The following is a 20251-nucleotide window of genomic DNA, read 5'->3' as shown; positions in this document are numbered from 1 at the left end:
GAAAAAATAAAAAGATCTGCTAAAATTTTAACCTTTTAGTTTTCAACAGGCTACGAACATCAATTATCAACAATTGTTTATAAAAAAAGCCCCCTAACAGGGAGCTAATATTATTGAATAAGTTAGGATTATCTTTTAACTTCTTTAATCCTGGCTTTCTTACCGGTTAGTTCTCTAAAGTAGAAAATTCTGGCTCTACGAACCTTACCTCTTTTATTTACTTCAATTTTTTGGATTGCAGGAAGGTTAATAGGAAAAATTCTTTCCACACCCACAGTTCCACTCATCTTTCTAATAGTGAAAGTTTGAGAAGCTCCTGTTCCTCTTAACTGGATTACAACACCTCTAAAAAACTGGGTTCTTGTTTTTGCGCCCTCTGTAATTTCATAATAAACAGTGATGGTATCACCAGCTGAAAATTCAGGTAAATCCTTTTTTCCAACGAACTCGTCCTGAACAAATTTTATTAAAGATTCCATATCTCTTATTTTAAAGTAAATCCAAAACAACATCCACGTGTATCGCCAGAGGTTATTTTAGAGAGTGCAAAATTAACTAATTTATCGTATTGTACAAGTTGATATTGAATTTTTTAATCTTCTTCTAAAAGATCAGGCCTCAGTTGTTTTGTTCTTTTATAAGCCTGTTCCTCTCTCCATGTTTCAATTTTTCCGAAATTGCCTGAAGTTAATACCTGTGGAACCGCCCAGCCTTTATATTCCTGTGGTCTGGTATAAACCGGGGGAGCCAGTAAGTTGTCCTGAAAACTATCGGTCAAAGCTGATGTCTCATTGCCTAATACACCTGGAATTAATCGAATTATGGAATCGCAGAGCACTGCAGCCCCAAGCTCCCCACCCGAAAGCACATAGTCGCCTATCGAAATTTCCCTGGTAATGAACTGGTCTCTTACTCGCTGATCTACACCTTTATAGTGTCCGCAAAGAATAATGATGTTCTCATGTAGGGAAAGTCGGTTGGCCATTTTCTGGTTTAGTGTTTTGCCATCAGGTGTCATGTAAATCACTTCGTTGTAATCTCTTTCCTTTTTTAATTGGGAAATACACTTATCTATAGGTTCGATCATCAACACCATTCCTGCACCACCGCCAAACTGGTAATCGTCTACCTGTTTATAATTATCGGTTACGTAATCCCGAAGATTGTGGAGATAAATTTCAACCAATCCTTTTTCAATGGCCCTTTGTAGAATAGAAGCTTCAAACGGACTCTTCAGTATATCTGGAACAACCGTAATGATATCTATTCTCATATTTGAAAAATTAAATATATCTTAGGAAACCCCGCCTTGTTTATTGCGTTCGTCCTGAAGCATCCTTCCCAGGCGTTGTTCTTTTTCCAGCGCCTTTGTTCTATAAACGTCAAATTCTTTTTCGGTTTCGTCTAATTTTTGTCGGGATTCGCGGATGGCAGAATGAGAACTTCTATATCTGAAAAATAAAATAACCAGAATGACCACCAGGATCAAAACGATTCCCCACATCATTGCTTTATAGCCACCTTTTGAAAATGGCATCCCCAAAAACATTAAAGCATCTTTCTCCTCAGATACATCCTGAAGATTTTGTTGCGTAGTTTTTAGCTCATTCTTAAGATTTTGTATTTCAGAATTTTGCTGATCAACAGTGCTTTTTTGAGTGCTAATTTCGGCTTTTAGATCGTTAATGTAAGTATTCGTGGTGTTTTTAAGCCGAATAAGTTTGTCATAATCAACCACCTTATAGCCCTGATAATTATTTGAGCTTTCAATAAGGGTGGTAAATTCATCCTGAATAGGGGTTTTGGTTGCAAGGCTGTCTTCCTGAGCATTCATCTGAAATACACTTACAAAAACAAAAACAGCTACATAGTAAATTTTGTTTTTCATTTCCTGGGGATTCTTTGGTTTAGTTTGATAATCAACGAGCGAATTTTATGGTTAGTATTTCAGATGATCGGAAGTGAAAATTCGCCAGGATTAAATTTAATAAGGTTTAGATCAGTTTTTTAAAATTATTTTAGTGTGGCAAAAATAAAAAAACCTGCCTTAATAGGCAGGTCTTTTTTATTAAAAGATTTTTCTAATAGTAAGTATAACGCCTAACTTTAGCAATGTATTTTGCCAGCCTAATTACCTGGTGGCTGTATCCATATTCATTATCATACCATATATATAGGATCACATTTTTACCATTTGCTGATACAATCGTTGCGTTGGAGTCATATATTGCTGGAGCCGAAGATCCAATAATATCTGTAGATACCAACTCATTGTCCATGGAATATTGAATTTGTTCTACCAGCTCTCCCTGCAGGGCAGCCTGTTTCATAAGATGATTTACCTTCTTAAGGTTGGTCTTTTTTTCCACTTCAAGGTTAAGGATTGCTAAAGAACCATTGGGGACAGGAACTCTAATTGCATTGGAAGTGAGTTTTCCTTCAAAAACAGGTAGAGCCTTGGCAACTGCCTGACCTGCTCCGGTTTCAGTAATGACCATATTTAGTGCAGCGGCACGGCCACGACGGTATTTGCTGTGCATATTATCTACCAGATTCTGGTCATTAGTATATGCGTGAATTGTTTCCAAATGCCCATGAGTCACTCCCAGGGAATCCTGTATAGCTTTTAATACAGGCGTTATCGCATTGGTGGTACAGGACGCTGCTGAAAAAATATTCGTTGTATCAGGATGATACTCTTTATGGTTTACCCCATGAACAATATTTGGAACTTCTTTTCCCGGTGCAGTCAATAAAACCTTTGCGGCTCCTTTGGATGAAAGATGACGGCTTAAAGCTTCCTTATCTCGAAAGGCACCGGTATTATCAATAATTAGCGCGTCTTTAATACCGAATTTTGTGTAATCGATATCTTCGGGTTGATTCGCTGAAATCATATGGACCGTAGTACCATTAATAATCAAAGCTGAATTCTTTTCATCAATGCCTACAGTTCCACTGAAAGATCCGTGAACCGAATCACTTTTCAGTAAGGAAGCCCTTTTTTCAAGAACCATGCGATCAACTTTCCCCCGGGTAACCACAGCCCTTAATCGTAACTGATTCCCTTTTCCGGTTCTGGTCATCAATTCCCTGGCAACCAACCTGCCAATTCTTCCGAAGCCATAAAGCACCACATCTTTAGGTTTAACCACTTCAGTTTCCTTGGCATCTCTCAATTTATCTGAAACGAATGCCATCGCGTTGGCATGTGGTTGTCCATCCAAATGATATTCATAAGTTAATTTACCAATATCAAGTTTTGCCGGCGGTAAATTAAGGCCCTGGATCGCTTTGGCAATTTCTACGGAATCAAAGATTGAAATGGGTTTTTCCACAAATTCCCCGGCATACTCATGAAGATCAAGAATATCGCTCACATTAAGATTGATAAGTTGATTTCTGAAAATCACTAGCTCAATAGATTTATCATACCATAAATGACTTACGATATTGATAAATTCTACAGAAGCTTTTCGACGATTTGCCTGGAAGGATAATTCTTTTTCGTAAACTTTATTAAAGTTCATGTGTAGCGGTGTTGTTTTAAATTTTGCGCAAAAGTATATATTTCAAACGTTTTCGTAAAAGTTTTCCGCATAAAAAAACTCCCCGGATTTTGGGGAGTTAGATCATTTGAAATTGTTCAAATTATTGCCACAACATGCTTTGTTCTTTTCCGGTTTTATCGAGATACTTAATATAGATTGGATCGCCGGTATCACGATTTGCCAATGCATTTTTAATATCGTCGATACTGCCTACTTTTTTACTGTTGACTTGGGTTACCAAGCTACCAACCAATTCATTTTCCGGTAGGTTTTTCATAGTAGTGCCATTAATGAATACCCCATTATCTGTCTTGAATTTTTTCAGTTCTTCCTTCGTCGCGTTCTTAAATTCAAGTCCTAACATACTTGCGACATAGATCTCATTTTTTGTAAGTTCTACGTTGATTTCCTTTTCATCACCATCCCTTAGAACCTTCACTAAAACCTTATCCCCAGGGCGCTTAGAGTTAATATAGCCGGTTAATTCTGAAAAACTTTTAATATCGATATTATCAATTTTTCTAATAACATCGCCGGTTTTAATTCCTGCTTTTTGAGCTCCGCTACCTAAAGTAACTTCGGAAACAAAAACGCCTTGAGCCGTATTTACGTTGTATTCTGCTTTAATATCTGGGGAGATATTTATGGTACTTCCACCACGAATTCCCAGAATTCCCTGCTGCACATCTCCAAACTCTATAATATCTTCCACGATTTTGCGGGCATTATTAGAAGGCACGGCAAAGGCATAGCCAATATAGCTGCCACTGGGGGAGGTAATTGCCGTATTTATACCAATTAACTCTCCATTGATGTTTACCAGTGCACCCCCGCTGTTGCCGGGATTTATAGCAGCATCTGTTTGAATGAAAGATTGTGGTGAATTATCCTGTACATTTAGGTCTCTGGCTTTGGCACTAATAATTCCGGCAGTAACCGTAGATTTTAAATTGAAAGGATTCCCAACTGCTAAAACCCATTCGCCAAGTTTTGTATTATCTGAATCTCCAAAAGGTATATATTCCAGATTTTCCGCATCCACTTTAATCAGCGCGATGTCTGAAATTTTGTCTGTCCCAATAACTTCAGCTTTATACGTCTGGTTGTTATTTAAGGTAACCTCAAGTTCGTTCGCACCGTCTATCACATGATTATTGGTGACAATATATCCATCTGGTGTAATAATCACTCCAGAACCTGAGCCCTGTAAGGCCCTGCCACCGCTATTTCCATACTGGTAATATTCCCAGATACTTCGCGGCCCTTTAAATACCGCGACATTTTTAACGTGCACAACGGCATGAACAGTTTTTTCAGCAGCTTCAGTAAAGTCTACATTAGTGCCATAAAGGTTTGAATTGCTCACCGGCAGGAAAGAATTTTCGTTAGGGCTTGCAGTAAATGTTGCCGGAATTGCTTCTTTATCAAAGATAAGTTGATAACTTCCTAGAGTTATCGCCCCACCCAGAACAGAAGCTAATAGTAAGTTTCCTATTTTCTTCATTTTCGGATATTTTGGTTATTAAACTTTTTAATTTATTCTTTAGTATACTCTCCGTCGATTTTAACCACCATTTAACACCCGGGATTTTTCTAGCATTATCGTATATTTGCCCCACTTCCAAAAAAAACTATGACCATCAATTTCTATAAATATCAGGGTACGGGGAACGATTTCGTAATGGTGGATAATCGCAATGAATTATTCCCCAAAAACGATACCAATCTCATCAATAGCTTGTGTGATCGCAAATTTGGCATAGGTGGCGATGGGTTGATTTGTCTGGAAAATGATGCTGACGAAAATATCGATTTTAAAATGGTGTATTTCAATGCTGATGGAAATGAAAGTAGTATGTGCGGGAATGGGGGCAGATGCCTGGTTGCGTTCGCGAAATTTTTGAACATAATTCAGGAGCATGCAACTTTTCTCGCCGTAGATGGACTGCACGAAGCGAAAATCAAAAAAAATACGGTGGAATTGAAAATGCAGAATGTAGAAAACATTCAGGTTAATGAAAACCACATCTTTTTAGATTCCGGTTCTCCACATCATGTTCAGATAACAGGAAAAATTGATGATCTGGAAGTGAAAAGAATAGGAGCCGAGATTAGATATTCAGATCTATATGGAAAGACAGGTTCCAATATAAATTTTGTTGAGAAAATTGGGGAAGACACCTTCAAGGTAAGGACTTATGAAAGAGGGGTTGAGGATGAGACTTTAAGCTGTGGGACCGGTGTTACTGCGGTTGCGCTGGCCATGGCCGCAATTTCAAAAACTAGTAGCAATGAAGTCCAATTGAAAACTCCGGGCGGTGAACTTCGGGTAAGGTTTCAGAAAGATGGGCAAGGTTTTAAAAATGTATGGTTAATTGGCCCTGCAATTCAGGTTTTTAAAGGTGAAATATTATGTTAACTTTAAAAGGTGATCTCGTCTACCTTCGGGCGCTTGAGCCTGAGGATCTTGATTTTGTTCATGAAATCGAAAATAATGAGGATTTCTGGGAAATTAGTGCCACGCAGACACCTTATTCAAAATTTTTAATTAGACAATATCTTGAAAATGCCCACAGGGACATTTATGATATTAAACAGCTCAGGCTGGTAATTTGTGATAAGAATGATGATGCAGTAGGCTTAATTGACGTGTTTGATCTGGAGCCAAAGGATAATAGGGCGGCTATTGGGATTTTGATCGCAGATGCCAAGAACCGAAAAAAGGGGTTTGGAAATGAAAGTTTAAAATTGCTTTGTAAATATTGTTTCACACACCTGGGTTTACACCAATTATATGCCAATGTTTCTGAAAATAACGAAGAGAGTATAAAGGTTTTTGAAAACAACGGATTTCAAAAAGTAGGTTTAAAAAAAGACTGGACACTTTACCATGGAGAATATAAAAATGAATGGCTCTATCAACTAATTAATAATGTACATTAAGAAAATAATCGTCGTAATCGCCATTCTTGGATCTGTGGCCTTTGCCTATTTCGGATATACTATTTACAACAGTATCTTCTCTTCAAATACCCGTTTTGATAGCGATGAACACATCGTTTATATTCCCAGTGAAGCAAATTTTGCTACTGTAAAAGATTCCCTAAAACCTATTCTAAAAGATTTCGAATCATTTCAATTGGTTGCCGATAAAAAAGGCTATGCCTCTAATGTGCGGCCTGGAAGGTATGTTCTGAAAAAGGGAATGAATAATAACGATCTGGTAAATGTCTTGCGGAGTGGGAATAACCCTATAAAAGTTCGCTTCAATAATCAGGAGCGTTTAGAAAATCTCGCCGGAAGGATTTCAGGGCAAATTGAAGCAGATAGCGCCAGTTTATTAAAGGTTTTTCGGGATAAGCAATTTCTGGATTCTTTAAATTTTAACGAGAAGAATGCTTTGGGGATGTACATCCCCAACCAGTATGAATTTTATTGGAATACCAGTGCTGAAGAATTTCAGCATAGGATGAAAACCGAATACGATAGGTTTTGGAATGATGCAAGAAAGCAAAAGGCAAAGGAAATTGGCCTTACTCCACAGCAGGTAACTACTATTGCATCGATTGTTCAGAAAGAAACTGTAAAGGTTGACGAACGACCGCGGGTTGCCGGTGTATATATGAACCGGTACAAAAATGGTTGGAAACTGGATGCCGATCCCACCGTGATCTATGCGATTAAACAAGAACTTAATAATTTTGACACTATAATCAAGCGGGTGTTATATAAAGATCTTACGATAGAATCTCCATACAATACGTATAAATATAAAAACCTACCTCCGGGCCCCATCACCATGCCCGATATCACCTCCATCGATGCCGTGCTTAATCATGAAAATCATGATTTCTTTTATTTCGTGGCGAATGTTGAAAATTTTGGTTACCATAAATTTGCTAAGACCCTGGCCCAGCATAACCGAAATAAGCAGGAATATGTACGCTGGATCAATTCGCAAGGAATTCGTCGATAATCCTTGCTCAAATGAATGTTTCTATAGTTTATTGACTATGAGTATGCTATAAACCGATTATAGTCTATCAAACTTTAAAAATTCTTTAACAAGCTGTATATCAATTTATTAAAAATTGTTGTACATTTGCGCCGCTAATATGAAAGGTATAATTAGGCGAAAATCTATGATTTTTACCTTCACCTTTCGAAATAGATTTTATGGGAAAACGTAAGAAGCTTGCAAAATTTTCAATCTTACCTTTGGCTACCGGAACTATCTTTTATAGTTTCTCTACAAAGGAGGCCTCCCTCAATTATGAGGCATATTCTACCAACGAATTAAGTTTAGATTATACGGTAGAAGACGTTAGAGACGAAATTACTGCTCCTTTTCAAATTTCTAAAACAACCCCCTTTACCGGAAAATCGTATATCGGTTTTAAAGAAGCCCTCGGTTTTAAAGAATCAAGAGGTGATTATAAAACGATCAATGAATATGGTTATCTGGGAAAATATCAATTTGGAAAAGGAACCTTAAAACTTGTAGGTATTTATGATACTTATGGTTTTCTAGACTCTCCATCACTTCAGGAAGCTGCCTTTTATGCGAATGCATCCCGAAATAAGTGGATTTTACAAAGGGATATTAAAAGGTTTGTAGGGAAAACAATCAACGGGGTAGAGGTTACAGAATCTGGAATTCTTGCTGCCGCTCACCTGGCTGGTCCCGGAAGCGTGAAAAAATATCTTCGCAGTTGGGGAGCTCAGGCTTTTAGTGATGCTTTTGGAACGTCAGTTAGAAATTATATGAGACGTTTTGGAGGATATGATGTGTCTTACGTGCAAACTGTAAAGAATGCTCGTGTGGATTTTGACAGAATCTAATATCTAAACATCCTTCTGAAATATAAAAATAGCCGGTCTCTTATGGAGGTCGGTTTTTATTTTTTTCCAGGCTTCCACCGGGGCAGTTTTTATAAATTCTGAAGTCAAAGTGAGATCACATGCCACGCATAATTGGGTGGAGGGATGTAAATTTTCGATAAGGTCTTCCAGAAATTTGTTGTTCCTATAGGGTGTTTCTATAAATAATTGCGCCTGATTTTGTTCTGAAGAAATTCTTTCTAAAAATTTTATCTGTTGTTTTCTTTCCTTTTTATCGATAGGTAAATATCCGTTGAAGGAAAAACTCTGACCGTTCATACCGCTGGCCATCATGGCAAGCAGTATGGAGGATGGGCCAACCAAAGGAATTACCTTAATGTTATTCTGATGTGCCAGTTTTACAATTTCCGCACCGGGATCGGCCACTCCGGGACAACCTGCTTCGCTCAGCAATCCTATATCCATCCCATCTTTTATGGGATCCAGGAATGAGGGAATCTCCAGGGGATCGGTAAATTTATTAAGACTATTCAGCTTTAATTCCTGCTGGGGCTTGTCGGGAAGAATTTGCTTGATGAACCTTCGGGCAGATTTCTCATTTTCAACGATGAAATGATTCAGTCGCTCTACAACTTTGATATTATAGGTAGGAAAAATTTTGGACGGTTCGTTTTCCCCCAGATTTACAGGAATAAGATAAAGACTTCCTGAATTTTTATCGATCATTACAGGGTTTTGTTTTTGATCTTTTCCGCAATGCTATCGCAGGCCTCATTCAGCATCTTGTAAACATTTTCAAAACCCATCTCCCCACCAAAATAAGGATCGGGTACATCAACTTTTTCTGAAGGGAAGATCTCATCCAAAATTAGATGAACTTTCTTCCTGTCTTCTTCTGTCCTTGCCAATGAAATTACATTGCTAAAATTAGAATTGTCCATTACATAAATATGGTCAAAATCTTCAAAATCTTGGGCGGAAAACTGGCGGCCACGTTGCTGTGAAATATCAAGCTGATTCTTTTTTGCAATCGCGATGGAACGTCTGTCTGGTTCATCACCAATATGATAATCTCCCGTTCCGGCAGAATCTACAAAAACTTCTGAAGGGTTTACTTTTGATTTTAGAAGACCTTCTGCCAATGGTGATCTACAGATATTGCCGAGACACACCATCAAAATTCTGGTTTTCATAAAGGAAATTTTATAGGGTGAGCTTTTTGTTAAGATCTTCAACAAATTTCTTGAATTGCTTGTCTGTAGAAGCAAGATTATCTACGGTTTTACAGGCATGTAGCACAGTGGCATGATCACGGCTTCCAATTTGAGAGCCTATACTTGCCAAAGAAGCTTTGGTGAACTTTTTCGCAAAGAACATAGCCAATTGTCTCGCCTGGACAATATGCCTTTTTCTTGTTTTAGACTGAAGGGTATCCACATCCATTTGGAAATAGTCACTTACCACTTTCTGGATATAATCGATAGAAACCTCACGTTTAGTATTCTTCACGTAGTTATCAACGATCTTTTTCGCCAGTTCAAGGGTGATATCCTTTTTGTTGAAAGAAGAATGTGCGATCAACGAAATAATGGCACCTTCTAATTCCCGAATATTGGTTTTGATATTATTTGCCAGAAATTCAACGATATCTTCAGGCATTTCAACACCATCCCGATATAATTTATTTTTGATGATAGAAACACGTGTTTCAAAATCTGGATGCAGTAATTCCGCTGAAAGTCCCCATTTGAACCTTGAAAGCAATCGTTGTTCTATGTCCTGCATATCTACAGGAGCCTTGTCACTTGTAAGAATTACCTGTTTTCCATTTTGATGCAGGTGGTTGAAAATATGAAAAAAGACGTCCTGTGTACCAGCTTTACCTGAAAGTAGTTGAATATCATCCACTACAAGAACATCTATAATCTGGTAGAAATGTATGAAATCATTTCTATTATTCTTTTTTACGGATTCAATATACTGTTGGGTAAACTTTTCCGCAGATATATATAATACTGTTTTCTCCGGGTATTTATCCTTGATCTCAACTCCAATAGCATGGGCCAAATGGGTTTTTCCCAAACCAACACCACCAAAAATCAATAATGGATTAAAAGACGTTCCACCGGGTTTATTGGCAACTGCTAAGCCCGCAGATCTTGCCAAACGGTTAGATTCCCCTTCAAGAAAATTTTCAAAGTTGTAATTTGGGTTAAGTTGGGATTCAATTTTGACATTACGAATTCCCGGGATGATAAACGGATTTTTAAGCTCCGGACTTTTATTTTTAATAGGGACATCAACTTCTTGGGAAGCGACATTTGACCTTTGTGTACTGGGAATTTTTTCGGTAAAAGGCAACTTATTCCCATATGTATTTTCCATTCTAATTACGTATACCAGCTTTGCTTTATCCCCCAGTTCCTTGGTTAGTGATACCTTTAAAAGTTTCACGTAATGCTCTTCAAGCCATTCATAAAAAAATTTGGAGGGCACCTGGATACTCAGGGCACAATCTGTTAGTTTAACTGCTTGGATAGGTTCAAACCATGTTTTATATGCTTGAGGTGTAATGTTATCCTGAATAAAAGAGAGACAATTATTCCAAACCGATTGCGCAGTTTTTGACATTCTTAGTTAAACTTATTTCTAGATTAGTAGTTAGTTCTATTGGAGGTTAGAAAATTAAAATTCCCTAACTCGAGCGGAGCAAATATGTGAACAAAAAATGTAAAAAAAAAACGATTTTGGGGTTGAATTTTAAGAATAATTTATGCATACTTGATCGCAGGCATGAAGATAAAAAACCTTTTCAATATAACCCCGTAAATTTCAATGAATTTCCATGGAAAACTCAAATTCGATAGTTAAAATTAGATATGCAGAGACTGATCAAATGGGTGTGGTACACCATGGAAATTATCCCCAATACTTTGAAATCGCTCGTATTGACTGGCTTGAACGTTTAGGTATCTCTTATGCATCCATGGAAAAAGATGGGGTTATGTTGCCAGTTTACAGCATGAATATAAAATATAATGCACCCTTATATTTTGGAAATGAAATAAATATAGAAGTTAGGTTGCGAGAGGCCCCAAATGTTAAAATAATCTTCGATTACACGATATACAATGAACAGGGAAAAAAATGTTGCGAAGCAAGCACTATTTTAGTCTTTATGAACTCGATGACAAGAAAGCCAATTAAATGTCCCCAGTTTATTTTAGACAAATTGTAAGAATAAGACTACAATTTTGAAATTTCAATTTTGTAAGTAGTATTAAATTTCTCAAAGATAGAAGCTGTATCCTTTTTTCTAACGGAAATAAAAATTTTACAATTTAGCTCCAACTTTTGATCGATCACATTTAGGTTGTTTTGTTTAATCATTGTCATTACCTTATTCATTTCAGGATAATCAAATTTTATAATGAAGACTTCATCGATGGTGCGTTTAAGGATTTCTGAATTTTCCAGCGCCATTTGTGCTGCCGTTCTATAGGCATTGATCAATCCTCCCACACCTAGTTTAACCCCGCCAAAATACCTTACTACTACAATAAGGATATTGGTAACTTCAAAAGACTGGATTTGACCGTAAATAGGCATTCCCGCCGAATTTGAAGGTTCCCCGTCATCATTTACGCGATATTGGAATTCCTCCTTGCCTAACTGCCAGGCATAGCACCAATGCCGCGCTTTATAGTGGTTGTTCTTCACTTTTTCCAGAATGCTCTCAATCTCACCTTCTGTTTTAACCGGAAAAGCAAGACCGAAAAATTTAGAATTCCGATCTTTAAAAAGCACTTCTTCCGAAGGTTTTGTGAGCATTTTATAAGTGTCTTTCATCATATGCTTTTTGCCACCAGAAAAATTCCAATAAGGGCCAACAATAATCCTACCTGGTTTTTTCGGGATAGTTTTTCTTTAAAAAGCATAATTCCCAAAACGGTAGATAGCACAACTATGGCCACATTATTTATAGTGAAGATGCTTGAACTTTCCATCCCATCACTGCGCAAAGCCAGGATCAAAAAATAGATAGAATAAAAATTAGGAACTCCCAGAACGATACCACCTAGTATATTCCTGAATTCAAATTTTAACTTACCCAAAATTGCTAAAACAATGATTATAAAGGTTCCAATGAGCGCGGCGCTTGCAAAAATACTGGCTGAAAATAAGCCTACATCATCTTTCCCCACAAATTCATATTCAAGATATTTGATAGTAGTGTCTATAATCCCGCTTCCAAGAAATACTAACGTAGGAAATAAAAGGTCATTCCATTTAAAAACTTCGCTTTTGGATTTTATGGAAGCAAGGTAAACTGCAATCAAAGCTAATACGACCCCGATAATCTTAAAAATCCCCGTGCTTTCATGGTAATAAATGATCCCGAAAACCACGGGAATGGCGACCGACATTTTTGTGGCAATAGCAACTACAGACATTCCGCCCCTTTGGGTGGTAATAGCTGCCAGGTTAAAAACCACAATAAATAATACCCCAAGGATCAATACCCCAAGAAACCAGTCTTCAGAAGGAATTTTTGAAATGTCATTTATGTTGAAGTATCCACCGAGGACTCCAACAAGACAGGCGATAAAATAATTGATGATAATTGCCTGTAGGGTATCAACCTTAAAACGTTTGAATAACCTAAAAACAATAAATATAAATGTGGAGGAAAGAACGCTTAAAAGAAGGTAGATCAAAACAATTCAGCTTTTGTCGTGAAAAGATCGATCACGTCTTCCCGGGTGGGTTCCAAATTCCAAACCTGAAATCCCAGTTTTTTGGCTGAATCAGTATTTTCCTTAGTGTCATCAATAAACAGGCACTCTTCGGCTTTTAAATTCTGTTGCTTCAAGACAAATTCAAAAATTTCAGGATTAGGCTTTCTAAAACCTATTTCATGGGAAAGATAAAAAGCATCAAAACAATCTTTGAAATTTTCAAAGAATGAAACCTCATTTTTTATAAAATCTATATGCTTTTCGTTGGTATTGCTCAGCAGGATTAATTGATATTTTTTTTCTGCAGCCAGTTTTTGAATAAAACGATACCGGTATTCCGGGAAATCCATCAGGATGGCGTTCCAGGAAGTGGTGAAAACTTCAGGATCAAGCGCCGGGAATTCCGTGCGGTAGATTTCAGAAATCTCATCTGAAGTGACAAAGCCCTGTTCATATTCCTGGTTTTTAGCCAAGATATGTTCGGGAAGATCTTCGATATTCATTTCCTTCAATTTTCGGCCGGTTGCCAGCTTATCGAGATTGATAAAAATATCCCCAAAATCAAAAATTATCGTTTTAATCATTCCTGTACATTTTTAGTTCATCGCTTATTATTTTTTCCTCAGCATAGAGCGTTCCCGTAATTTCCGGAGCTTTTATACCCTTCTTAAATACCGAATTTCCTATGAAAATCCGCGCTTCATCCCACAAACCGGCATCAATAAATTGTTGGAGTGTATTTCTTCCGCCTTCAATAATGACCGACTGAATTTCCTTCTGATATATCTGATTGCAAATAGTCTGCGCTATATTTTCAGAAAAATCCATCTCGAGGAATTCAAGGTTTTCAGTGTTTTCTTGGTTTAGATTTTTCCCGCATACTATGATGGTTTTTTGGGATTGATCATATAATGCAGAATCAGCCGGAATTTTTAAATATTGATCCAACACAATTCGAATGGGATCATTCCCGGAGTAATTCCTGGAATTTAATTTTGGATTATCCTGGATGGCGGTATTTGTCCCCACAAGAATCGCCTGTTCTTCAGTTCGCCATTTATGTACCAGTTGTTTGGAATATGGGTTGGTGATCCAAACCGGCCGGCGTTGGTCTTGGTATTGAGGAGCAATGAACCCGTTTGCTGTCTCGGCCCATTTTAGGATGATATAGGGGCGCTGCTTTTTATGAAACGTAAAAAAACGTTTGTTTAAGGCTTTGCATTCCTCTTCTAATACACCCACCATTACTTCGCACCCGGCTTCCATCAGCTTTTTGATGCCTTTCCCTGCGACTTTTGCAAAAGGATCCATGGTGCCAATAACTACCCTTTTTATGCCCCTTTCAACAATGAGATCACTACAGGGCGGGGTTTTACCAAAATGACTGCAGGGTTCCAGGCTCACATAAATAGTAGATTCTGGAAGAAGTTGAAAATCTTTCACAGAATTGATAGCGTTTACTTCTGCATGTGTTTCCCCGGCTTTTCGATGCCAGCCTTCCCCAATTATTTTATTATTATGAACTATGACGCTGCCCACCAGAGGGTTTGGATAGGTGGTTCCCAGTCCGCCTTCAGCCAGCTGAATACAGCGTTTAATGTATTTTTCGTGTATCTTCACAGCACAAAAATAGAATTTATTACTTAGAATGAACACATGGACAATTAGGCCAATTCAACCAAAAGATAATGCACAGGTCAAAACACTAATTAGAGCGGTTTTAGTGGAAATGGGGGTTCCAAAAATAGGTACCGCCTATGAAGATAAATCGCTGGACGATATGACTTCAGAATATAAAAACGACCGCAAAATCTATTATATCGTAGAGGAAAATAACGAAATTATTGGTGGCTCCGGGATTGCTCCATTAACCGGTCTGGAAGAGGAAATTTGCGAGTTGCAGAAAATGTATTTTTTACCCCAGGCACGGGGTAGGGGAATAGGAGCGAAAATGATTAGTGATTGCCTTAAATTCGCTAAAAAAGAAGGCTTTAAAAAATGCTATATCGAAACCCTTCCATATATGGAAAATGCCCGAAAATTGTATGCGAAGAACGGTTTTGAAACGATAGAAAAACAAATGGGGAAAACGGGACACTACAACTGCACGGTTTTTATGATCAAAAACCTTTAATAGTTATGTTATTGATTGTCCGTAAAGTTTTATAAAGGGATAAGTGACGTCATTCTGAACTTGTTTCAGAATCTTATAATACTGTAAATCATTACCAGAATATACCCCCTGAAATCGAAGATTCGACGGAGTCAAATAAATTCAGGGTGACGAGATAAATATTATGGCAAAAAACAGATATACATTTATGTTAAGGGATTTTCGCCAAAAATTTCAATCTAATCTTGAACTAATTTTTCCAACTACGGAAATCGATTCTTTTTTCTTTCTACTTACTGAAAGTTACCTGAAAAAATCAAGGTTAGATATCGCATTAAATCCAAATTTTAAAATTTCTGAAGCTGAAAATGCACTGTTTGAAAACGCTTTAAATCAATTAAAGAAGTCCGTTCCTATTCAATATATTCTAGGCGAAACTGAATTCTTCGGATTAAAGTTTAAAGTGAATGACGCGGTTTTAATTCCACGCCCCGAAACGGAAGAACTCGTGGAGTGGATCCTTCAGGATTTTAAAAATTCAGAAAAAAAACTTTCAGTTTTAGATATAGGTACGGGGAGCGGCTGTATCCCAATCGCCCTGGCAAAAAAATTAGCTTCAGCTGAACTAAGCGCGATGGATATTTCTGAAAACGCCCTGGAAGTTGCCCGTGAAAATGCCCGTTTAAATGCAGTTGATGTAGCTTTTAAACTTCAAAATATTTTGGAAACCGAAACTTTAGCCGAAAAATTCGACATTATCGTTTCGAATCCTCCTTATGTACGGGAACTGGAAAAAAATGAGATGAGCGAAAATGTTTTAAAATATGAACCAAAGTCGGCTTTGTATGTTGGTGATGATGATGCATTGATCTTCTATCGTAAAATAACTAAGCTCGCGAAAAATGCTTTGAAGAAGAATGGGGTTTTATATTTTGAGGTCAATCAATATCTGGGAACTGAAACGGAAAATTTAATTCAGGAATTTGGTTTTGAAACGCAACTTAAAAAGGATATTTTTGGGAATCACCGAATGATAAAAGCCACTTTAAAAGATGAATCATATTGAAAGTTTAGCCGTTTTTTGTGCGAGCAGTCCGGGAAATGATCCAAAAATAGGGAAAGTAGCCTATAACCTGGGAAAAATGATGGCCCAAAGAAATATCAGGCTCATTTATGGCGGGAGTAAATTGGGTTTGATGGGTGAAGTTGCGCGCGGGGTGCTGGAAAATGTAGGTGAGGTAACCGGCGTCATTCCAGATTTTCTAAAGACGAAAGAAGTGGTACATACCGGCCTTGATGAATTGATCACCACCATAAACATGCATGAGCGCAAAATAAAAATGCATGAATTGAGTGATGGCTTTGTGGCACTGCCGGGAGGATTCGGAACTTTTGAAGAACTTTTTGAGATCCTTACCTGGGCACAATTGGGTTTGCATAGAAAACCTATCGGGATTTTAAATATCGATGGTTTTTATGATCATCTTCTCGCCATGCTGAATAAAATGGCTTCAGATGGTTTTCTGAAACAGGATAATCTGGAAATTTTACTGGTGGCCCCAACTTTTGAAGAATTACTTCAGCAAATGGAAAATTATGAAGCGAAACCGGTTCCGCAATGGATGAATAAAAACCAGACTTAAGGATGAAAATCACTCAGCTTAAAATTTTCAGTCAGAATATAAAGGAACAGCTTAGGTTTTATAAAGATGAATTAGATTTCGAACTCACCTCTTACGATGAGACCAGTTTTGAATTACAGCTGGGCTATTCTGTGCTCAGGTTTGAAAAAAGTACCAAAGCCCGACCCTATCATTTTGCTTTTCATATCCCGGATGGTCAGGAAGACTGGGCTTCGGAATGGTTAAAAAGTCACCTGGCGCCTATTAAACATCATGGAAAGGAAATTATCGATTTTGATAACTGGAAAGCAAAGTCCGTTTACTTTTATGATAAAGATGAAAATATTGTGGAGCTAATTTCGAGAATCGATTTGAACAGCTCAGATTCCGGGGTTTTTAATGCCCAGTCTATTGTGGGAATCGCCGAAATTGGAATGGCCACCAGTGATATTTCAGCAAAATTCAAGGATTTAAGATCTGAATGTTTCCTGAATTTATTTGATGGGGATATGGAGCGGTTCTGCGCCATTGGAGATGCTTCAGGACTCATCATTTGCATTGATAAAAATAAGAAAGACTGGTTTCCCAATGAAGACAAAGCCTATACTTCAGATTTTGAAATGGAAATGGAGCATAAAAATGAAAATTTCAGCATAAGCTATAAAAATGATGAGCTTTCAATTACCAAAGCATAAAGTTTAATGAGTATAGAAGAAAAGATAAAAGAGCTTCGGGAAGAATTACAGCAGCATAACTACAATTATTATGTGTTGGATACATCTGAGATCAGCGATTATGATTTTGATATGAAGCTGAAGGAACTTCAGGCACTGGAGGCGAAACATCCGGAATTTGATGATGAAAATTCACCAAGTAAACGCGTTGGTGGTGAAATCACGAAAAATTTTAAAACCGTTCCGCATGAATTCAGAATGTATTCACTTTCCAATTCTTACTCAAAAGAAGAACTGGAAGAGTGGGAAAAACGCATTCAAAAAATTGTTGACGGGAAGGTGGAATATGTTTGCGAACTTAAGTATGACGGGGCTTCTATAAGCCTTTTTTATGAAAATGGCGTTTTAAAAAATGCGGTGACCCGTGGAGATGGTTTTCAGGGAGATGATGTGACCCATAATATTAAAACCATTCGCAGTATCCCCTTAAAGCTGAAGGGTGATTTTCCGGAGAAGTTTTATATACGGGGAGAGATTATTTTGCCTTTGGAAGGCTTTACCCAAATGAATGCGGAAAGGGTGGAAATTGGAGAAGAACCATATGCCAACCCCAGGAATACGGCTTCCGGAAGTTTAAAACTTCAGGATAGCGCGGAAGTGGCAAAAAGACCTTTGGAATGTTTTTTATACAATCTGGCGGGGAACCACCTTGGAATTGAAACTCAGTTTGAAGCCTTACAAAAAGCTCGAAAATGGGGCTTTAAAGTACCTGCGGAATCTGAACTGAAAAAGTCTACAGATGAGGTTCTGGATTATGTAAATTACTGGGACAAACATCGCCATGATTTGCCTTACGAAACTGATGGGGTAGTGGTGAAAGTAAACAGCATCCGGCAACAGGAGGAATTAGGGCATACCGCCAAATCTCCACGTTGGGCCATGGCTTATAAATTTAAAGCGGAACAGGAAAGTACGGTTTTACATAAGATCACCTATCAGGTAGGCAGGACCGGCGCGATCACGCCTGTGGCCAATCTGGAACCCGTTCAACTGGCCGGAACGGTGGTAAAACGTGCCTCCTTGCATAATGCAGACCAGATCGCAAAACTGGATATTCGGGAAAAAGATACCGTTTTTGTTGAAAAAGGAGGGGAAATTATTCCGAAAATCGTGGGGGTAGATTTTACCAAACGGGCACAGGATTCCCAACCCACCGCATATGCCACTGAATGTCCTGAATGCGGGACACAACTGGTGAGAAAAGAAGGGGAAGCCCAGCATTATTGTTTGAATACAAACGGCTGCCCCCCGCAAATTGTGGGTAGGATCCAGCATTTTATTTCGCGAAAAGCGATGGATATCGAAGGTTTGGGCGGTGAGACGGTTGCTTTACTGGTAAACGCCGGACTTATAGAAAATTACGCTGATCTTTATCAGCTTAAAAAAGAAGATATCTTGCCTTTGGAAAGAATGGCCGAAAAATCTGCAGATAATTTGATCAATGGAATTCAGAAGTCTAAAGAAATTCCTTTTGAACGGGTTTTGTTTGCTTTGGGGATTCGCTATGTTGGTGAAACGGTGGCGAAAAAACTGGCCAAACATTTTAAAAGTATCGATGCTCTAATGCAGGCTTCGGAAGAAGAGCTGGTGAATTTAGATGAAATAGGGGAACGCATTGCCTGGAGCGTCAAAGAATTTTTTCAGGTGGAAGCCAATTGTGAGAATGTGCAAAAACTGAAGGAGCAGGGCGTACAAATGGAAATTTCCGCGGAAAAAATGGCCAACCAAACCGATCTTCTTTCAGGAAATTCTTTCGTTATTTCCGGGGTTTTTGAGAAAATATCCAGGAATGACCTTAAAAAAATGATCGAGGATAATGGCGGGAAAGTTTCCAGTTCCATTTCTTCCAAAACCAATTACCTCGTTGCCGGCGAGAATATGGGACCCAGTAAACTGGCCAAAGCGGAAAAACTTGGCACTAGCATTTTAAGCGAGGATGAATTTTTAGAGATGCTGGCAAAATGAAAATATTCTTTCTGTTTATTATAAGCTTTTTCGGAGTGGGAAATTCTTTTGGCCAGGAAATGCCTTCAGAATTTGTGCATATAAATGAAAAAATACCGGATATCATTTATGAAATTCGCTACGCCGGAACACATAATTTTATAGGCAGGCCTATTGAAGGTTACGAAGCGAAAACTGCCATTTTAGCCAGGCCTGCTGCGGAAGCCCTGGCGAAAGTACAGCAGGAATTGATCCGGCAGGATCTAATGCTGAAAATATTTGATGCGTACCGGCCACAACGGGCGGTGAATGATTTTGTACAATGGGCACGAAAACCAGGAGATACCTTGACGAAGCAGCAATTCTACCCTGAAGTTCCTAAGAGCAGGTTGTTTGAATTGGGATATATCGCCTCAAAGTCCGGACATTCACGCGGGGGAACGGTAGATCTCACGCTTGTAAAAGTATCTGATTGTACCGAAGTGGATATGGGAAGTCCCTACGATTTCTTCGGTGAAATTTCCCATCATGATACCGCGAAAATTTCCGAAGAACAAAAAAAGAACCGGCAGTTTTTAAAGGATATTATGCGGAAATATGGTTTTAGATCCTATTCTGAAGAATGGTGGCACTATACTTTTAATGCGGAACCTTTTCCTTACCAGTATTTTGATTTCCCGGTGATGTGATATAGTTAAATTGCCAT

At 38.2% G+C, this 20251-nt stretch carries 23 protein-coding genes; 11 read left to right on the top strand and 12 right to left on the bottom strand.

Annotation, left to right across the window (positions count from 1 at the left end):
- Positions 1 to 128 precede the first annotated feature (128 nt).
- From rplS to DHD80_RS17955, 5 genes are all read right to left on the bottom strand, one after another.
- Positions 129 to 479, bottom strand: coding sequence for a 50S ribosomal protein L19 (gene rplS / locus DHD80_RS17975; protein ID WP_251742851.1), 351 nt, complete (start codon positions 477 to 479; stop codon positions 129 to 131).
- Between the two features lie 113 nt (positions 480 to 592).
- The gene (gene trmD / locus DHD80_RS17970) at positions 593 to 1273 is read right to left on the bottom strand and encodes a tRNA (guanosine(37)-N1)-methyltransferase TrmD (protein ID WP_251742850.1); all 681 of its coding nucleotides are present in this window, start codon (positions 1271 to 1273) and stop codon (positions 593 to 595) included.
- 21 nt (positions 1274 to 1294) lie between these two features.
- Positions 1295 to 1888: a hypothetical protein gene (locus DHD80_RS17965; RefSeq protein WP_251742849.1), complete on the bottom strand. Its 594-nt coding sequence runs from the start codon at positions 1886 to 1888 to the stop codon at positions 1295 to 1297.
- Between the two features lie 193 nt (positions 1889 to 2081).
- Complete coding sequence (locus DHD80_RS17960) at positions 2082 to 3530, bottom strand: glyceraldehyde-3-phosphate dehydrogenase (RefSeq protein ID WP_251742848.1); 1449 nt, start codon at positions 3528 to 3530, stop codon at positions 2082 to 2084.
- Between the two features lie 121 nt (positions 3531 to 3651).
- The gene (locus DHD80_RS17955) at positions 3652 to 5055 is read right to left on the bottom strand and encodes a trypsin-like peptidase domain-containing protein (protein ID WP_251742847.1); all 1404 of its coding nucleotides are present in this window, start codon (positions 5053 to 5055) and stop codon (positions 3652 to 3654) included.
- Between the two features lie 129 nt (positions 5056 to 5184).
- Between DHD80_RS17955 and dapF the strand changes: the two genes are divergently transcribed.
- The 4 genes from dapF to DHD80_RS17935 all read left to right on the top strand — a co-directional run bounded on the left by dapF (position 5185) and on the right by DHD80_RS17935 (position 8393).
- Positions 5185 to 5970, top strand: coding sequence for a diaminopimelate epimerase (dapF, locus tag DHD80_RS17950; protein WP_251742846.1), 786 nt, complete (start codon positions 5185 to 5187; stop codon positions 5968 to 5970).
- Positions 5964 to 6494, top strand: coding sequence for a GNAT family N-acetyltransferase (locus DHD80_RS17945; RefSeq protein WP_251742845.1), 531 nt, complete (start codon positions 5964 to 5966; stop codon positions 6492 to 6494). The genes dapF and DHD80_RS17945 overlap by 7 nt, the downstream gene beginning before the upstream one ends.
- Positions 6484 to 7527, top strand: a complete 1044-nt coding sequence (gene mltG, locus DHD80_RS17940) for an endolytic transglycosylase MltG (protein WP_251742844.1) — start codon at positions 6484 to 6486, stop codon at positions 7525 to 7527. The genes DHD80_RS17945 and mltG overlap by 11 nt, the downstream gene beginning before the upstream one ends.
- Positions 7528 to 7727: 200 nt before the next feature.
- The gene (locus tag DHD80_RS17935) at positions 7728 to 8393 is read left to right on the top strand and encodes a peptidoglycan-binding protein LysM (RefSeq protein ID WP_251742843.1); all 666 of its coding nucleotides are present in this window, start codon (positions 7728 to 7730) and stop codon (positions 8391 to 8393) included.
- A gap of 3 nt (positions 8394 to 8396) precedes the next feature.
- Here the strand turns inward: DHD80_RS17935 and DHD80_RS17930 are convergent, their stop codons facing one another.
- The 3 genes from DHD80_RS17930 to dnaA are packed head-to-tail and all read right to left on the bottom strand — an operon-like array spanning position 8397 to position 11024.
- The gene (locus DHD80_RS17930) at positions 8397 to 9119 is read right to left on the bottom strand and encodes an SAM-dependent methyltransferase (protein ID WP_251742842.1); all 723 of its coding nucleotides are present in this window, start codon (positions 9117 to 9119) and stop codon (positions 8397 to 8399) included.
- The gene (locus DHD80_RS17925; protein ID WP_251742841.1) at positions 9119 to 9586 is read right to left on the bottom strand and encodes a low molecular weight protein-tyrosine-phosphatase; all 468 of its coding nucleotides are present in this window, start codon (positions 9584 to 9586) and stop codon (positions 9119 to 9121) included. The genes DHD80_RS17930 and DHD80_RS17925 overlap by 1 nt, the downstream gene beginning before the upstream one ends.
- A gap of 10 nt (positions 9587 to 9596) precedes the next feature.
- On the bottom strand, positions 9597 to 11024 hold the full coding sequence (gene dnaA, locus DHD80_RS17920; protein WP_251742840.1) for a chromosomal replication initiator protein DnaA: 1428 nt from the start codon (positions 11022 to 11024) through the stop codon (positions 9597 to 9599).
- Between the two features lie 214 nt (positions 11025 to 11238).
- Here dnaA and DHD80_RS17915 point away from each other — a divergent pair, with 214 nt between their 5' ends.
- Positions 11239 to 11631 carry a thioesterase family protein gene (locus DHD80_RS17915; protein ID WP_251742839.1) on the top strand — a complete coding sequence of 131 codons (393 nt, stop codon included), beginning with the start codon at positions 11239 to 11241 and terminating at the stop codon, positions 11629 to 11631.
- An 8-nt stretch (positions 11632 to 11639) separates the two neighbouring features.
- Here the strand turns inward: DHD80_RS17915 and DHD80_RS17910 are convergent, their stop codons facing one another.
- The 4 genes from DHD80_RS17910 to ribD are packed head-to-tail and all read right to left on the bottom strand — an operon-like array spanning position 11640 to position 14752.
- Positions 11640 to 12242, bottom strand: a complete 603-nt coding sequence (locus DHD80_RS17910; RefSeq protein ID WP_251742858.1) for a YigZ family protein — start codon at positions 12240 to 12242, stop codon at positions 11640 to 11642.
- Entirely contained in the window at positions 12242 to 13111 is an 870-nt protein-coding gene (locus DHD80_RS17905; protein ID WP_251742838.1) for an EamA family transporter, read from the bottom strand. The genes DHD80_RS17910 and DHD80_RS17905 overlap by 1 nt, the downstream gene beginning before the upstream one ends.
- The gene (locus DHD80_RS17900) at positions 13108 to 13716 is read right to left on the bottom strand and encodes an HAD family phosphatase (RefSeq protein WP_251742837.1); all 609 of its coding nucleotides are present in this window, start codon (positions 13714 to 13716) and stop codon (positions 13108 to 13110) included. The genes DHD80_RS17905 and DHD80_RS17900 overlap by 4 nt, the downstream gene beginning before the upstream one ends.
- Positions 13709 to 14752 carry a bifunctional diaminohydroxyphosphoribosylaminopyrimidine deaminase/5-amino-6-(5-phosphoribosylamino)uracil reductase RibD gene (gene ribD, locus DHD80_RS17895; RefSeq protein ID WP_251742836.1) on the bottom strand — a complete coding sequence of 348 codons (1044 nt, stop codon included), beginning with the start codon at positions 14750 to 14752 and terminating at the stop codon, positions 13709 to 13711. Before ribD ends, DHD80_RS17900 begins: the two co-directional genes overlap by 8 nt.
- A gap of 28 nt (positions 14753 to 14780) precedes the next feature.
- On the opposite strand from ribD, the gene DHD80_RS17890 reads away from it, so the two are divergent.
- The 6 genes from DHD80_RS17890 (at position 14781) to DHD80_RS17865 (ending at position 20234) form a co-directional block, all read left to right on the top strand.
- Positions 14781 to 15266 carry a GNAT family N-acetyltransferase gene (locus DHD80_RS17890; RefSeq protein ID WP_251742835.1) on the top strand — a complete coding sequence of 162 codons (486 nt, stop codon included), beginning with the start codon at positions 14781 to 14783 and terminating at the stop codon, positions 15264 to 15266.
- A gap of 163 nt (positions 15267 to 15429) precedes the next feature.
- Positions 15430 to 16311: a peptide chain release factor N(5)-glutamine methyltransferase gene (gene prmC / locus DHD80_RS17885; RefSeq protein WP_251742834.1), complete on the top strand. Its 882-nt coding sequence runs from the start codon at positions 15430 to 15432 to the stop codon at positions 16309 to 16311.
- A complete protein-coding gene (locus tag DHD80_RS17880; RefSeq protein WP_251742833.1) occupies positions 16298 to 16888 on the top strand; it encodes a TIGR00730 family Rossman fold protein in 591 nt (196 codons plus the stop codon). The genes prmC and DHD80_RS17880 overlap by 14 nt, the downstream gene beginning before the upstream one ends.
- 2 nt (positions 16889 to 16890) lie before the next feature.
- On the top strand, positions 16891 to 17562 hold the full coding sequence (locus DHD80_RS17875; RefSeq protein ID WP_251742832.1) for a VOC family protein: 672 nt from the start codon (positions 16891 to 16893) through the stop codon (positions 17560 to 17562).
- Between the two features lie 6 nt (positions 17563 to 17568).
- Positions 17569 to 19566, top strand: coding sequence for an NAD-dependent DNA ligase LigA (gene ligA / locus DHD80_RS17870; RefSeq protein WP_251742831.1), 1998 nt, complete (start codon positions 17569 to 17571; stop codon positions 19564 to 19566).
- Positions 19563 to 20234, top strand: coding sequence for a M15 family metallopeptidase (locus tag DHD80_RS17865; protein ID WP_251742830.1), 672 nt, complete (start codon positions 19563 to 19565; stop codon positions 20232 to 20234). Before ligA ends, DHD80_RS17865 begins: the two co-directional genes overlap by 4 nt.
- Positions 20235 to 20251 lie beyond the last annotated feature (17 nt).

Source organism: Gramella sp. AN32, from assembly GCF_023718305.1.
GTDB lineage: Bacteria > Bacteroidota > Bacteroidia > Flavobacteriales > Flavobacteriaceae > Christiangramia > Christiangramia antarctica.
Note: the sequence above shows the minus strand (reverse complement) of the source record. Positions and strands in the feature narration are given on the sequence as shown.

Excerpts from the sequence above, each read along its gene's own strand:
- DHD80_RS17875 (WP_251742832.1), top strand. The coding sequence starts at position 16,891 with ATGAAAATCACTCAGCTTAAAATTTTCAGTCAGAATATAAAGGAACAG.
- DHD80_RS17915 (WP_251742839.1), top strand. The coding sequence starts at position 11,239 with ATGGAAAACTCAAATTCGATAGTTAAAATTAGATATGCAGAGACTGAT.
- mltG (WP_251742844.1), top strand. The coding sequence starts at position 6,484 with ATGTACATTAAGAAAATAATCGTCGTAATCGCCATTCTTGGATCTGTG.
- dapF (WP_251742846.1), top strand. The coding sequence starts at position 5,185 with ATGACCATCAATTTCTATAAATATCAGGGTACGGGGAACGATTTCGTA.
- prmC (WP_251742834.1), top strand. The coding sequence starts at position 15,430 with ATGGCAAAAAACAGATATACATTTATGTTAAGGGATTTTCGCCAAAAA.
- DHD80_RS17890 (WP_251742835.1), top strand. The coding sequence starts at position 14,781 with ATGAACACATGGACAATTAGGCCAATTCAACCAAAAGATAATGCACAG.
- ligA (WP_251742831.1), top strand. The coding sequence starts at position 17,569 with ATGAGTATAGAAGAAAAGATAAAAGAGCTTCGGGAAGAATTACAGCAG.
- rplS (WP_251742851.1), bottom strand. The coding sequence starts at position 479 with ATGGAATCTTTAATAAAATTTGTTCAGGACGAGTTCGTTGGAAAAAAG.
- DHD80_RS17910 (WP_251742858.1), bottom strand. The coding sequence starts at position 12,242 with ATGAAAGACACTTATAAAATGCTCACAAAACCTTCGGAAGAAGTGCTT.
- DHD80_RS17965 (WP_251742849.1), bottom strand. The coding sequence starts at position 1,888 with ATGAAAAACAAAATTTACTATGTAGCTGTTTTTGTTTTTGTAAGTGTA.
- trmD (WP_251742850.1), bottom strand. The coding sequence starts at position 1,273 with ATGAGAATAGATATCATTACGGTTGTTCCAGATATACTGAAGAGTCCG.
- DHD80_RS17935 (WP_251742843.1), top strand. The coding sequence starts at position 7,728 with ATGGGAAAACGTAAGAAGCTTGCAAAATTTTCAATCTTACCTTTGGCT.
- DHD80_RS17930 (WP_251742842.1), bottom strand. The coding sequence starts at position 9,119 with ATGATCGATAAAAATTCAGGAAGTCTTTATCTTATTCCTGTAAATCTG.
- DHD80_RS17955 (WP_251742847.1), bottom strand. The coding sequence starts at position 5,055 with ATGAAGAAAATAGGAAACTTACTATTAGCTTCTGTTCTGGGTGGGGCG.
- dnaA (WP_251742840.1), bottom strand. The coding sequence starts at position 11,024 with ATGTCAAAAACTGCGCAATCGGTTTGGAATAATTGTCTCTCTTTTATT.
- DHD80_RS17925 (WP_251742841.1), bottom strand. The coding sequence starts at position 9,586 with ATGAAAACCAGAATTTTGATGGTGTGTCTCGGCAATATCTGTAGATCA.
- DHD80_RS17880 (WP_251742833.1), top strand. The coding sequence starts at position 16,298 with ATGAATCATATTGAAAGTTTAGCCGTTTTTTGTGCGAGCAGTCCGGGA.
- DHD80_RS17900 (WP_251742837.1), bottom strand. The coding sequence starts at position 13,716 with ATGATTAAAACGATAATTTTTGATTTTGGGGATATTTTTATCAATCTC.
- DHD80_RS17945 (WP_251742845.1), top strand. The coding sequence starts at position 5,964 with ATGTTAACTTTAAAAGGTGATCTCGTCTACCTTCGGGCGCTTGAGCCT.
- DHD80_RS17960 (WP_251742848.1), bottom strand. The coding sequence starts at position 3,530 with ATGAACTTTAATAAAGTTTACGAAAAAGAATTATCCTTCCAGGCAAAT.
- DHD80_RS17865 (WP_251742830.1), top strand. The coding sequence starts at position 19,563 with ATGAAAATATTCTTTCTGTTTATTATAAGCTTTTTCGGAGTGGGAAAT.